This is a genomic window from Mycolicibacterium stellerae, assembly GCF_003719305.1.
Taxonomy (GTDB): Bacteria; Actinomycetota; Actinomycetes; order Mycobacteriales; family Mycobacteriaceae; genus Mycobacterium; species Mycobacterium stellerae.
Map to the genome: position 1 here is coordinate 71432 of NZ_RARC01000016.1, position 11774 is coordinate 83205.

At 66.0% G+C, this 11774-nt stretch carries 13 protein-coding genes; 5 read left to right on the forward strand and 8 right to left on the reverse strand.

Translation table 11 applies throughout. The features are described 5' to 3' along the window. Window positions 1-8 precede the first annotated feature (8 nt). From mftF to mftA, 6 genes are all read right to left on the reverse strand, one after another. Entirely contained in the window at window positions 9-1421 is a 1413-nt protein-coding gene (gene mftF, locus D6M19_RS19780) for a mycofactocin biosynthesis glycosyltransferase MftF (RefSeq protein ID WP_123026948.1), read from the reverse strand. Further along, on the reverse strand, window positions 1418-2164 hold the full coding sequence (mftE, locus tag D6M19_RS19785; protein ID WP_123026949.1) for a mycofactocin biosynthesis peptidyl-dipeptidase MftE: 747 nt from the start codon (window positions 2162-2164) through the stop codon (window positions 1418-1420). The genes mftF and mftE overlap by 4 nt, the downstream gene beginning before the upstream one ends. 138 nt (window positions 2165-2302) lie before the next feature. Continuing rightward, window positions 2303-3496, reverse strand: coding sequence for a pre-mycofactocin synthase MftD (mftD, locus tag D6M19_RS19790; protein ID WP_123026950.1), 1194 nt, complete (start codon window positions 3494-3496; stop codon window positions 2303-2305). 2 nt (window positions 3497-3498) lie between these two features. Further along, entirely contained in the window at window positions 3499-4761 is a 1263-nt protein-coding gene (gene mftC, locus D6M19_RS19795; RefSeq protein ID WP_123027004.1) for a mycofactocin radical SAM maturase, read from the reverse strand. Between the two features lie 2 nt (window positions 4762-4763). Next, window positions 4764-5039 (reverse strand): mycofactocin biosynthesis chaperone MftB, encoded by a 276-nt coding sequence (mftB, locus tag D6M19_RS19800; protein WP_123026951.1) that lies wholly within the window; start codon window positions 5037-5039, stop codon window positions 4764-4766. A 2-nt stretch (window positions 5040-5041) separates the two neighbouring features. Beyond that, window positions 5042-5134 (reverse strand): mycofactocin precursor MftA, encoded by a 93-nt coding sequence (gene mftA / locus D6M19_RS19805; RefSeq protein ID WP_123026952.1) that lies wholly within the window; start codon window positions 5132-5134, stop codon window positions 5042-5044. A 93-nt stretch (window positions 5135-5227) separates the two neighbouring features. On the opposite strand from mftA, the gene mftR reads away from it, so the two are divergent. The 3 genes from mftR to D6M19_RS19820 all read left to right on the forward strand — a co-directional run bounded on the left by mftR (window position 5228) and on the right by D6M19_RS19820 (window position 7720). After that, complete coding sequence (gene mftR, locus D6M19_RS19810) at window positions 5228-5827, forward strand: mycofactocin system transcriptional regulator MftR (protein ID WP_123027005.1); 600 nt, start codon at window positions 5228-5230, stop codon at window positions 5825-5827. A 67-nt stretch (window positions 5828-5894) separates the two neighbouring features. Next, window positions 5895-6419 (forward strand): RNA polymerase sigma factor, encoded by a 525-nt coding sequence (locus D6M19_RS19815; RefSeq protein ID WP_123027006.1) that lies wholly within the window; start codon window positions 5895-5897, stop codon window positions 6417-6419. Beyond that, on the forward strand, window positions 6416-7720 hold the full coding sequence (locus D6M19_RS19820) for a VOC family protein (protein WP_206428573.1): 1305 nt from the start codon (window positions 6416-6418) through the stop codon (window positions 7718-7720). Before D6M19_RS19815 ends, D6M19_RS19820 begins: the two co-directional genes overlap by 4 nt. A 60-nt stretch (window positions 7721-7780) precedes the next feature. Here D6M19_RS19820 and D6M19_RS19825 read toward each other — a convergent pair whose 3' ends face one another. Both D6M19_RS19825 and D6M19_RS19830 read right to left on the reverse strand, forming a co-directional pair. Continuing rightward, window positions 7781-8956, reverse strand: coding sequence for an NAD(P)/FAD-dependent oxidoreductase (locus tag D6M19_RS19825; protein ID WP_123026954.1), 1176 nt, complete (start codon window positions 8954-8956; stop codon window positions 7781-7783). A gap of 57 nt (window positions 8957-9013) precedes the next feature. After that, window positions 9014-9460, reverse strand: a complete 447-nt coding sequence (locus D6M19_RS19830; protein ID WP_123026955.1) for an Rv2324 family transcriptional regulator — start codon at window positions 9458-9460, stop codon at window positions 9014-9016. 113 nt (window positions 9461-9573) lie between these two features. Here D6M19_RS19830 and ddaH point away from each other — a divergent pair, with 113 nt between their 5' ends. Beyond that, window positions 9574-10467, forward strand: a complete 894-nt coding sequence (gene ddaH, locus D6M19_RS19835; protein WP_123026956.1) for a dimethylargininase — start codon at window positions 9574-9576, stop codon at window positions 10465-10467. A 95-nt stretch (window positions 10468-10562) separates the two neighbouring features. After that, window positions 10563-11774, forward strand: a complete 1212-nt coding sequence (gene rocD, locus D6M19_RS19840) for an ornithine--oxo-acid transaminase (protein ID WP_407665377.1) — start codon at window positions 10563-10565, stop codon at window positions 11772-11774.

Here is an 11774-nt window from a genome sequence, read left to right on the forward strand (position 1 = left end):
AAGCTGCTTCAGGTTCGGATCTGCGGCTTCAGGGCGCCGATGTGCCGTTCCCGAACTACTCCGGTCCACAGGCCCGTCCCATAGGCGATATCGTCCAACCGCTTCAGCAGCAGGTAGCTGACCAGGCCGACGGGCTTCGTATCGTCGTCAGCATTACCGTGCCGCTTCACCCAGTCCACAACACCGTCGATGATCGCGGCCACCAGCACAATGTTTCTGCACCGCTGAGAGAGCAGAGCGAGCACCAGGGCGACGGGCCAGTAGTGACGACAGATCGCCGCCGCGAGCTGAAGGGCCCCCGACCAGAGGCCGTGCGCGGCGACAGCCGCGACCTCCTTCGGTTCGGTGTCCACCGTGCCGAGTGAATTGGCAATCCGACGGCCGGTGATCGTGGCCACCACCATGGATGCGAGGTAGCCGACCGCGGAGCCCATCGCGAGCAGGATCCACACCACCAAGGTCCACCCCGAGATCACCAGCGGAGCGGTCTTACCCGGGTGACGAACCGAAAGCGGTGCCGCTGACTGACCGTAAAAAGCCCTGCGCACGAACCATTCTCGTAATTGGGTGCGGTGCTCGTGGGCGACCATCGCAATGGGTTCATATCGCAACCGCGCACCGGCTTCAACGAACCGCCAGCACAAATCGACGTCCTCACCACACTTCATCGTTTCGTCGAAGCCACCGACCTCTTCCAGCACGGAGCGCCGGCAGATGATCGCCGCACTCGGCACGTAGGCGACGGTCCCGTAGGGAACGACAGGTGCCTCCCGCTGTCCGAGGTCCAGCGACGAGCGCACCGCCTCGTAACGGGCGACCAAACTGTCCGGTTGCGCCAGATTCACAATTCGCGGTGCCACCAACGCCACTGCAGGATCGCAGAAGTGACCGAGCAGCGCTTCGAGCCAGCCGCGCCTCGGCACCACATCGGAGTCGAGGAACGCGACGAAGTCGGTCTTGCAGACAGCGAGGCCGGTGTTTCGTGCTGCCGCGGGTCCCTTGCTGCGGGGATGGCGCAACACCGCAACGTCGCAGTGCATGCCATCGAAGTCGGATTGTTGGAGCGGAGTCGCCGACCCGTCGTCGACCACGACCACACGCATGCCACGCAACGCCGAAACCAACCTGTAAACGCCAGAATCGTTGTCGCGCACCGGGATAACTACAGTGACATCACGGTGTGACGGTCCGCTGGCCGGCCTCGGGTGGGCAACGGTGGCGTCGAGCAGCGTGCGGGCGACCTGTGCGCTGAGGGCATCGTGCACCTCGAGCCTGCCGCCGTTCAGCATGGTCTGCGCGGCGGGCGCCAGCCGCAGCAGTCGGGTGGGGGAACCGCCCAGCAGAGCCGCGCCCTCGCCGAGCACCTTCACTCGGCGATCAACCTGCACCGCGAACCCGTCGGGCAGCCGCGGCTGACTCACGTCAGCATCCCGTTCCGGTCGGGCTTCCAGCGCGCGATCCGACGGGCGCAGCCGTCGACCATCTCGGCATACAGCCGTTCACCGTCGGCCGCGGTGGCGGTGGTGGGATCACCGAGGACGCCCACTTCGCTCACGGCCGCCATCCCGCCGCTGCGCATCGCGGGAAGCAGATCGGCCAGCGGTGCACGATTTCCGGGGACCATCTCCTCCAGCCGCACCCCGCCAGGCGAAATATGTAGCAATACAGACGTTTCGGTGTGTCCGGCGTGGGCGTCGGCGTTCTGCACACCGCATGAACACCACCCGGCGTCGCGACCCTCGTACCTCAGCAACGCCGCTGCAGCGGCAAGGGCCTCCACGTTTCCGCCGTGTCCGTTCAGGAACACCAGCCGCCTCGTCCAGCTGGCGGCCGACCGACCGAACTCGACCAGCAAAAGCCGCAGGGCAGCGGTGCCGATCGACACCGTGCCGGAAAAGCTCTCATGTTCGCCACTGGCCCCGTAGCCGATCGGCGGCGCAATCATCCATCCGGAATCTGGATCGGCGTCCGCGAGGCGGTCAGCAACCCCACCGGCGACGGCAACCGCGATCCTGGTGTCAGTGTCCAGCGGCAGGTGAGGTCCATGCTGTTCGGTGGAACCTACCGGGATTAACAACGCGGGTGATATGCCTTGCAGCTGCCTCGTCGTTGAGTTCCCAAGCTCGCTGGGGAAAGCCACCTGCCGATGGTAGGACGAATTCACCTGCTGTGCGCCGGTTGTTCGCGCATGCGCAGATTTCTTTTTCCATGAATTTGCCCCAGACGGTGTCGGCTAATCACGTCCGCCTCCCCTGCCACGCATGTTTCACGAGCAATGACGCTGGTAGTGGAGTTGTCCGCGTCAGGGGCGCGCGTCGGCGGGCACACCGAGCGCGCGGACGAAGTCCCCGGGCACCACCACATCGCCGGCGACGAGATCGTGTATCGACGCGCGGCCGAGGCCCATCATCGCCGAGTCGATGCCGCCACGGAGGACGTCGAGCACATTCTCGACGCCGGCCTGGCCCTCCGCCGCCAGGCCCCAGAGATAGGCCCGGCCGATCATGACGGCCCGTGCGCCCAGAGCCAGTGCCTTGACCACGTCGCTGCCGCGCCGGACGCCGCCGTCGAGCAGCACCTCGATCTGGTCCCCCACCGCCTCTGCGATAGGCGCCAGCGCCCGGATCGACGCCGGTGTCCCGTCCAGGTTGTTGCCGCCGTGGTTGGACACCGAAATCGCCGAAACACCGGCATCGACAGCGCGTTTCGCGTCATCGATGCGCATCACACCCTTGAGCATGAACGGCCCGCCCCACAGCTCGCGCAGCCAGGCGATGTCCTCCCAGGTGGGCGGTGGCGTCGCCATCCATTCCCCGTACGCGGCGAAGAACGGCGGTCCCGGCTCGCCAAGGGCGGCCTGGTTGGGCACCCGCAGGTTCGGCGGGCGCAGCGTCTTCGCCCACTGCAGGAACCACCGCGGTCGGGTCAGGCCCTCGGGAAGCATCCGCACCGTCGTGCGCAGATCCATATGCTCGGGGATCTTCGGGCTGCCCCAATCGCGGCCGTGCGCGAAGCTCCAGTCGGTGGTGGCGATGAGGCCGACGGCCCCCGCGGCCCTCGCGCGTTCAACCCGCGCGGCAATCGCATCCCTGCCGCCGAGCCAGTAGATCTGGAAGAACGTCTTGGGGTTGGCGGCGACGACGTCCTCAACGGGTTTGCTCGCAAACGACGACAGACCCATCGCGGTGCCCCTCGCCGCGGCAGCGCGAGCGACGGCGAGCTCACCGTCCGGGTGGACCGCTTGCACACCCGTCGGCGAAATCACCACGGGCAGCGAAATCTCCTGTCCCATAATAGTTGTGGATAGATCTCGCTTCTCTATCGCGCCGATGACGTGCGGGGCGAATCCGAGTTCACCGAACGCGTCGACGTTGTCGGCAACGGTGATGCCCTTCTCGCTGGCGGCCAGCAGGGCACTGTAGACGGACTTCGGCAGCCGCTTCTTCGCTCGCTGCTGGGCGAACGCCACCGTCTCGAACCACTTGTCGCGCGCCATGGCTAGACAGGGCTCTCGTTGCACAGCCGCGACGGAGCCGCTCCGGCGGCGACATCGAGCCTGGGCGGGGTGGTCAGCAGTTTGAGGGGGATCGGCCCCTGCCTTGTCCCGCGCGAATGATCCCCGCTTGGCTTCGGCTTGACCCGCTCTTTCTCCAACGCCGGAACACCATAGCCTTCAACACATTCGGGATCCGGTCCGTCCAGCGGCAGACCGGTGAAGAACTTGGCCGCCATGCAACCACCGCGGCAGCTGTCATAGTGACCGCAGCTCCCGCACGCTCCGGCCGACTGCGGCTCGCGGAGCTCACGAAACAGCGGTGCATTCTTCCAAACGCTGGCGAAGCCCGTCCCAAAACCTGAGTCGGACAAAATGTTTCCGGCAAGGAACCGATCGTGGATGGCGAACGGGCATGCATAGACATCGCCGACGGGGTCGATGAGACAGACCACCCGGCCAGCCCCACACAGGTTCAGGCCGGCGAGCGCCCCCGGCGCTCCGAGCCCGGACAGGTGGAAGAACGAGTCACCGGTGAGCACGCCGTCGCCGCGCGCGACGAGCCAGTCGTAGAGCTGGCGTTGTTGCTCCTGGGTGGGGTGCAGGTCATCCCATACGTCGGCGCCGCGGCCCGACGGGCGCAGCCGGGTTATCCGCAGCGTGGCGCCGTAACGCGCTGCCAGCGCAGCGAATTCATCAAGCTGATCCACATTGTGGCGCGTCACCACGACAGAGATCTTCGCGTCCTTGAAACCAGCATCGGCCAGGTTCTCCAGTGCCCGCACAGCCATCGCGAACGAACCCTCACCGCGCACGGCGTCGTTGACGTCGGCAGTCGCCCCGTCCAGGGAGATCTGCACGTCGACGTAGTCGCTGGCGGCCAGCTTCGTCGCCACCTCGGGCGTGATGCGCACCCCGTTGGTGGAGAACTTCACCCCGACATGGTGAGCGGTGGCGTAGTCGACCAGCTCCCAGAAGTCCGGCCGCACAGTCGGTTCGCCGCCACCGATGTTGACGTAGAACACCTGCATCCGCTCGAGCTCGTCGATGATGTCCTTGCACTGCTGGGTGGACAGCTCGCGCGGATCGCGCTTACCCGACGACGACAGGCAGTGCACGCACGCCAGGTTGCACGCGTACGTCAGCTCCCACGTCAGACAGATCGGCGCATCGAGGCCGTGCTCGAACTGCTCGACGAGGCGGGGCACCGGTTGGATTTCCGGCGCGCGTGCCGAGGCTGTCACCGGCGCGGGCGCCGAATCTGTCATGGTCATGCGTTTTCTCCCGTTACAAGCATCTTCGACTCGGCAAGCACGCCAAGCGCGTGCAGATACGGACCCTGCTGTGCGTCGTCGACCCCTGCCGCCCGGCAGGCGGACCTCACGTCGGGGTGTTCGCCCAGCGAGTTGATCACCTCGACGATGGTCCGGTTCTTCAGGAACGACAGCTTGCGCGTGCCGAAGTGGTACAGCAGCGCGCCGAACGGCTCAGGCCGCACCGCCACCTGGTGGTGCAGCCGCCAGCTGACGTCCGGATCGAACGTCATGGTCAGTAGACCCCGCACATCCCGTCGATCGACACCTCTTCGACCAGCGTCTCCGTAACGAGCTCTTCGTTCTCCACCTGCTGATTCGGCTCCATGATTGCCACCTTTCGTCAACCGGGTCTCGACATTTGTGATCGAGATCGCAAGAATATGGCATCGAGTGCCAGAATGGAAGGGCAGGGGTGACGATGCGGTCGAGTTCCGAGCACCGGGTGGGCCGGCGTCGCTCGACGACCTGGGACCACCTGAGCAATGTCGCGATCGATCTGTTCGTCGCCCGCGGCTTCGACGCGGTCAGCGTCGACGACGTTGCGCACGCCGCGGGGATCGCGCGCCGCACACTGTTCCGCTACTACCCCTCCAAGAGCGCACTGCCATGGGGCGATTTCGACGCACACCTCGAGCGCATGCGCGATCAACTGGCGCACCTCGATCCGAGTGTGCCGATCGGGGACGCGCTGCGAACGGCACTGTTGGCGTTCAACACTTTTGACGAATCCGAGACACCGAGGCATCGCCAACGGATGCGGGTCATCCTGCAGACGGCCGAACTCCAGGCCTATTCGATGACGATGTACGCGGGGTGGCGCGCGGTGGTTGCCGCGTTCGTGGCGCAACGGCTCGGCGTCAAGGACAGCGATCTTGCGCCGCAGACCGTCGCCTGGACGATGCTGGGGGTGGCGTTGTCGGCCTACGAACATTGGCTGGCCGACGAATCAGTGTCGCTGCCTCAGGCGCTGAACGACGCGTTCGACACGGTCAGCGACGGGCTCCGCGCGCTGACCTGAAACCGCGTCGAAAAGAAATTCTGGTTTCCGGCGTCGGAGTTCGGCGCTTCGAGGCGACGATAAGGGTGTGAGCGCCGAATCAGAGCCAGGCGACGCTCCGCGGACGCTGTTAGCGCTGTACGACGAGGCACTGCCCACGGTGTACGGATATTTCGTCCGACGCTGCGGTGACCGCGGAGCCGCCGAAGACCTGACGTCGGAAACCTTTCTTGCGGCTATGGACGCCGCGCGCAAAGAGGTTCCGCCGCAGATCACGGTGCCGTGGCTGATCGGCGTGGCGCGACACAAACTCGCCGACCACTACCGGCGACGGTCTGACCGGTTCACCATCCCGGTGGCCGATCTGCCCGAACCGGTCGACCCGGCCGACGAGTGGGACAGCGAGCTGAATCGGATTGTGGCCGAAAGTGTGCTGGCCAAGCTGCCCGAGCAGCACCGCACCGTGCTCGCGCTGCGCTACATGGACGACTGCAGCGTGGGTGAATGCGCCGAGCTGATCGGCCGCACCGTGCACGCCACAGAAGCCCTGTTGGTGCGGGCCCGTCGGGCCTTCAGATCGCACTACCCAGAACCGGAAGGAGGACGCCCGTGAACAACAGCCACGATCCATTGACCGTGCTGCATGGCGACGAGCTTCCGGTCCAGCCCGATCCGGCGTTCGCGGCTCGACTGCGCGCGCGCCTGGAATCGGCTGTGAATTTCTTTACGGCCCAACCGAATCGAACAGAAGGAGTCGACATGAGCGGCACAGATACCGCCATCGCAGAACTCAATGAACCCACCGCCGAGCGCGGGGTGGCGAGCGCACCCCCGCGTCCCGCGGCGCTGCCCTATCTTTCCGTCGCCAACGCCCGCGACGCCATCGCCTGGTACATCGACACGTTCGGCGCATCGCTGGTCGGCGAGCCCTACGAGATGGACGACGGCCGCATCGGGCACGCGGAGTTGCAGATCGGCGACGGCGTGCTCTATCTGGCCGACGAGTATCCCGAGCTCGGCCTCAAAGCGCCTGATCCGCAGGCGAGTTCGGTGAGCCTGATGCTGCATGTGGCCGACACCGACGCCACCCTGCACCGCGCGCGAGAGCGTGGGGCGGCCGTGCAGCGGGAGGCCTATGAGAACTACGGGTCCCGCGGCGCCACCATTCTCGACCCGTTCGGACACCGGTGGATGCTCAGCGGGCCGGTCACCGGTGCGCCGATCGAGATCCAGCACGGCGACGTCGGCTATGTCTCCGTGTGGACTCCCGATGCTGACCGCGCCGCTGCGTTCTACGGCACCGTGCTCGGCTGGACCTACGACCCGCAGACCCACCAGGTCACCAACACCAAGGGACACATCGGCATCTATTCGGTCGACGGTCCGCCAACGCTTTTCTGCTGCTATGCGGTGGCCGACCTCGCAGGCGCGCGGCAGTCGATCGTGGACGGTGGAGGAACGGTCGACGAACTCGAGCAGTTCGACTTCGGCACGCTCAGTGGGGCCACCGACCCGCAGGGGGCGTCGTTCGGCGTTTTCCGGCCGAACCCGGGCCAGCCGCGGCCTGACCTCAACGGCGCTGGACCGGGCGAACTTTCATACATCACATATGCGGTGACCGACTCGACGGCGTTCAAGGCGTTCTACAGCCGCGTGTTATTCTGGACCTTCGAGCAGGGCCGTATCGCCGACGGTTGGCAGGTGCAGCAGACACACCCCATGGCGGGGGTCGCGGGAGGCAACGCGCAGCAGACGACGGTGCCAATGTGGACCGTCGAGGACATCGACGCCGCGGTCGCCCGGGTGCGGGCAGCGGGCGGAACGGTCATCGAGGAGCCGTCGCGGCAGCCGTACGGCAGGAGCGCGCTTTGCACCGACGACCAGGGCAGCCGCTTCTACCTCGGCGAGCTCTGACCGCGATTTCGGCGCGCTGATCGACGCTGAGCGCACGCGAGCGCGCCAAAATCGCTAAAACTAGCCGAGCACGTCTGCGATCGGGGCACCGCCGGCGATCTTGCTGCGCGCCTTCATCACCTTGCCCGGCATCCCGCCGCCGACGACGCCCGCCACCACACCGTCGCGTTCGTAGAAGGCCAGGAACTTTCGGCCGTCGTCCTCGACCACGTGCACGATGTCGTCGGCCTGCGGTTCACCGAGACACTGGATCTTGACGTCGTACTGGTCGCTCCAGAAATAGGGCACCGAGACCGTCGCAGGAATGTCCTTGCCCAGCATTGCGGGCACCATGACCCGCGCCTGGTCGGCGACATTGCTCCAATGTTCAACGCGGACTTGATGTCCCACGGGGTGACGCCATGATGCGACATCGCCGATAGCCCACACGTGCGGGGTGGCGGTTCGGCCGACGTCGTCGCAGACCACGCCGTTGTCCAGTGCGATACCGCTACCTTCGAGCCACTCGGTGGCCGGCTTCGAGCCGATCCCGACAACCACCAGATCGGCGTCGAGCTCGGTCCCGTCCGAAAGCACGACCTTCTCGACATGGTCGGTGCCCCTTACCTCGTCCACCCCGACGCCGCAGCGCACATCGACCCCCTCGGCCTGATGCAGCCGGGTCACAAGAGCGCCGATCTGCTCGCCGAGAACCGACGCCAGCGGGGTCGGTTGTGGTTCCACCAGAACGACATTCACTCCCATGCCGCGCAGGCTGGCCGCAACCTCACAACCAATGAAGCCGGCGCCGACGACGACAGCCTGGCCCGCCGAACCCGCGTGCTGGCGCAGCGCGATGCTCTCGTCGAGCGAGCGAAGCACCCGGATACCCTCCAGATCCGGGAACGACGGGATGGTCCTTGGCACCAGGCCGGTCGCGATGATCAGCTCGTCATAGGCCACCCCGCTGCCATCGGCCAGCGTCACCGTCTGCGCGGCGGCATCCACTGATCGCACCGCGTTGCCGAGCCGCAGCGCGATGTCGTTCTCCTTGTAGAACTCCGCCGGTTTGAGGGTGACGTCGTCCACTTCGGCGCGCAACACCTCCTTGGACAGCGGCGGCCGATCGTATGGCAGGTGGTCCTCGTCGCTGAGGATCGTGACGGCGCCGGCGTACTCGGACCGTCTCAGCTGTTCGGCGGTCCTGGCGGCGGCCAGCCCGCCTCCGACGATGACGATCCCCGCAGATGTGCTCACGTGGGGTTTCTACACGATGGCCTAGGGCCTTGTGTGCGCCACCCTGCAGTTGCGGCCTCAGCCACGCATCCGGTCGATCATGTTCGTCAGCACCACGATGCTCTCACTGCGTTCGACATCGGCTGCCGACCGGATTCGCTCGAGCGCCTCTTCCAGATGCCGCATGTCGTGGGCGAGGACGTGCAGAATCGCGTCGGCAGTGCCGGTGACGGTCGCGGCGCTGACCACCTCGGGAATGTTGATCCATGCCTTCCGCAACTCGTCAGGGGCGATGGTGCCGTGGCGGAAAACCTGGACATAGGCCTCGGTGTTCCAGCCCAGGGCATTTCGGTCGACGACTGTGGTGAATCCGCGGATGACGCCGCTGTCGAGCATCCGGTCGACGCGCCGCTTCACCGCAGGTGCGGACAGGCTCACCCGCTGGCCGATCTCGGCGTAAGTCGCGCGGGCATCCTGCGCCAACTCGGCGAGAATGCGCTCGTCCGTCTCGTCCAACCGCTCCATGCATACCTCCACGCAATAAATCGCCGTGTTTGCGATTCTGACACAATAGATCACTGGTAGACACGCAATGGACGGCGATTGATTGCAAAATCGCGAGCAAATATCGTTTGATCATGACGATTTCAGATGTCGCCGCGCTCGCGGCCCCGGTATCCGATGTCGCCGCAACCCGGAGGCGCCCCGGCGCCGACCAGAAATGTGCGCAGCGATCCGCCCGTATCCGCCACTACGCGATGACGCCCCCGACGTTCTTCGCCGTCGAATACGCCATCAACCCATGGATGGACACCTCCACGCCCGTGGACACCCACCTGGCGATGAACCAGTGGGAGAGTCTGCGCCAGACCTATAAGGAATTGGGGCACACCGTCGAACTGGTCGAGCCCGTCGCCGGGCTGCCCGACATGGTGTATGCAGCCAACGGCGGTCTCCTCGTCAACGGCAAGGCCGTCGTCGCCAAGTTCGCGTATCCGCAGCGCGCAGGCGAGGCCGCCGCCTACGCCGAATGGATGGATCGCCACGGCTTCCGGCCCGCCCAGACGCGGTACGTCAACGAAGGGCAGGGCGATCTGCTCGTCGCGGGCGCGATCGTGTTGGCGGGCTACGGATTCCGTACCGACCGTCGCGCACATGACGAAATCGCTGCCGCCGTCGGCATGCCTCTTGTCAGCCTCGAACTCGTCGATCCGAGGTTCTATCACCTCGACACCGCACTGGCGGTGCTCGACGGCACCACCATCGCCTACTACCCACCGGCGTTCAGCGAAGACTCGCGCACTCGCTTGCTCGAACTCTTCCCCGACGCCATCGAGGTAGCCACCCCCGATGCCTACGTGCTCGGGCTCAACGCCGTCTCCGACGGTCGCAACGTTGTCCACCCGGCGGCCGCAACCGGTTTCGCCGAGCAACTCTCCGATGCCGGGTTCGTGCCGATCGGCGTCGACCTGTCGGAGCTGTTGAAGGGCGGCGGATCAATCAAATGCTGCACGCTGGAGGTGTACTCGTGACCATCCTTGACGTCGTGACGCCAACTTCGGAGGGCAGGAGCGATGGGCCCACGCCCGCAGGGCAGGGGACGACCGGGGCATCAACTTCCGATGCGATCGCCATCGACGATCGCTACGCCGCGCACAACTACTCCCCGCTGCCCATCGTCGCGGCCAGCGCAGAAGGCGCGTGGATCACCGACATCGAGGGCAGACGTTATCTGGACTGCTTGGCTGCGTATTCGGCCGTGAACTTCGGGCACCGCAACCCGGAGATCATCGCCACCGCACATGCTCAGCTCGACACCGTGACGCTGGTCAGCCGGGCCTTCCACTCCGACCGGCTCGGGCCGTTCTGCCGGTCGCTGGCCGAACTGTGTGGCAAGGACATGGTGCTGCCGATGAACAGCGGCGCCGAGGCCGTCGAAAGCGGCATCAAGGTGGCCCGCAAGTGGGGCACCGACGTCAAGGGCGTGCCGACCGGGCAGGGCAATATCGTGGTGGCGCAGAACAACTTCCACGGCCGCACCACGACGATCATCAGCTTCTCCGACGATGACAGCGCGCGCCGCGGCTTCGGCCCCTACACTCCTGGCTTCCGGTCGGTACCGTTCGGCGACGCCGACGCGATGGCGGCAGCGATCGACGACAACACAGTCGCGGTGCTCATCGAGCCGATTCAGGGTGAGGCAGGGATCATCGTCCCGCCCGACGACTATCTGCCCCGTGTGCGCGCCCTGTGCACCGAACGAAACGTGCTGATGATCGCCGACGAGATCCAGTCCGGACTGGCCCGTACCGGTCGCACGTTCGCCTGCGACCACTGGGGCGTGGTGCCCGACATCTATTTGCTTGGCAAGGCCCTCGGCGGCGGCGTCGTGCCGGTGTCTGCGGTAGTGGCGAACGAGGATGTTCTGGGCGTGCTGCACCCCGGCGAGCACGGCTCCACGTTCGGCGGCAATCCACTGGCGGCTGCGATCGGCACCACCGTCGTGGACATCCTGCGTCGTGGCGATTTCCAGTCTCGCTCAGCCGAACTCGGCGACCGGCTGCACGGCAGGCTTCGTGCGCTGATCGGTAAGGGGGTGATCGCTGTGCGCGGCATGGGCCTGTGGGCGGGCGTCGATATCGACCCGGCCATCGGCACCGGAAAGCAGATCAGCCTGCGCCTGGCCGAACGCGGTGTTCTAGTGAAGGACACCCACGGCTCGACGTTGCGCTTCGCACCCCCGCTCGTGATCACGGCCGAGGAGATCGACTGGGCCACCGATCAGTTCGCCGACGTTCTGGCCGAATCCGGGTCACACTTGTCCCCTACCGAGATCTAG

Coding starts and splice junctions, on each gene's coding strand:
- mftD (WP_123026950.1), bottom strand. CDS start 3,496: ATGGCGCGCGACAAGTGGTTCGAGACGGTGGCGTTCGCCCAGCAGCGA.
- mftC (WP_123027004.1), bottom strand. CDS start 4,761: ATGACAGATTCGGCGCCCGCGCCGGTGACAGCCTCGGCACGCGCGCCG.
- mftB (WP_123026951.1), bottom strand. CDS start 5,039: ATGACGTTCGATCCGGACGTCAGCTGGCGGCTGCACCACCAGGTGGCG.
- mftA (WP_123026952.1), bottom strand. CDS start 5,134: ATGGAGCCGAATCAGCAGGTGGAGAACGAAGAGCTCGTTACGGAGACG.
- mftR (WP_123027005.1), top strand. CDS start 5,228: ATGCGGTCGAGTTCCGAGCACCGGGTGGGCCGGCGTCGCTCGACGACC.
- D6M19_RS19830 (WP_123026955.1), bottom strand. CDS start 9,460: ATGGAGCGGTTGGACGAGACGGACGAGCGCATTCTCGCCGAGTTGGCG.
- ddaH (WP_123026956.1), top strand. CDS start 9,574: ATGACGATTTCAGATGTCGCCGCGCTCGCGGCCCCGGTATCCGATGTC.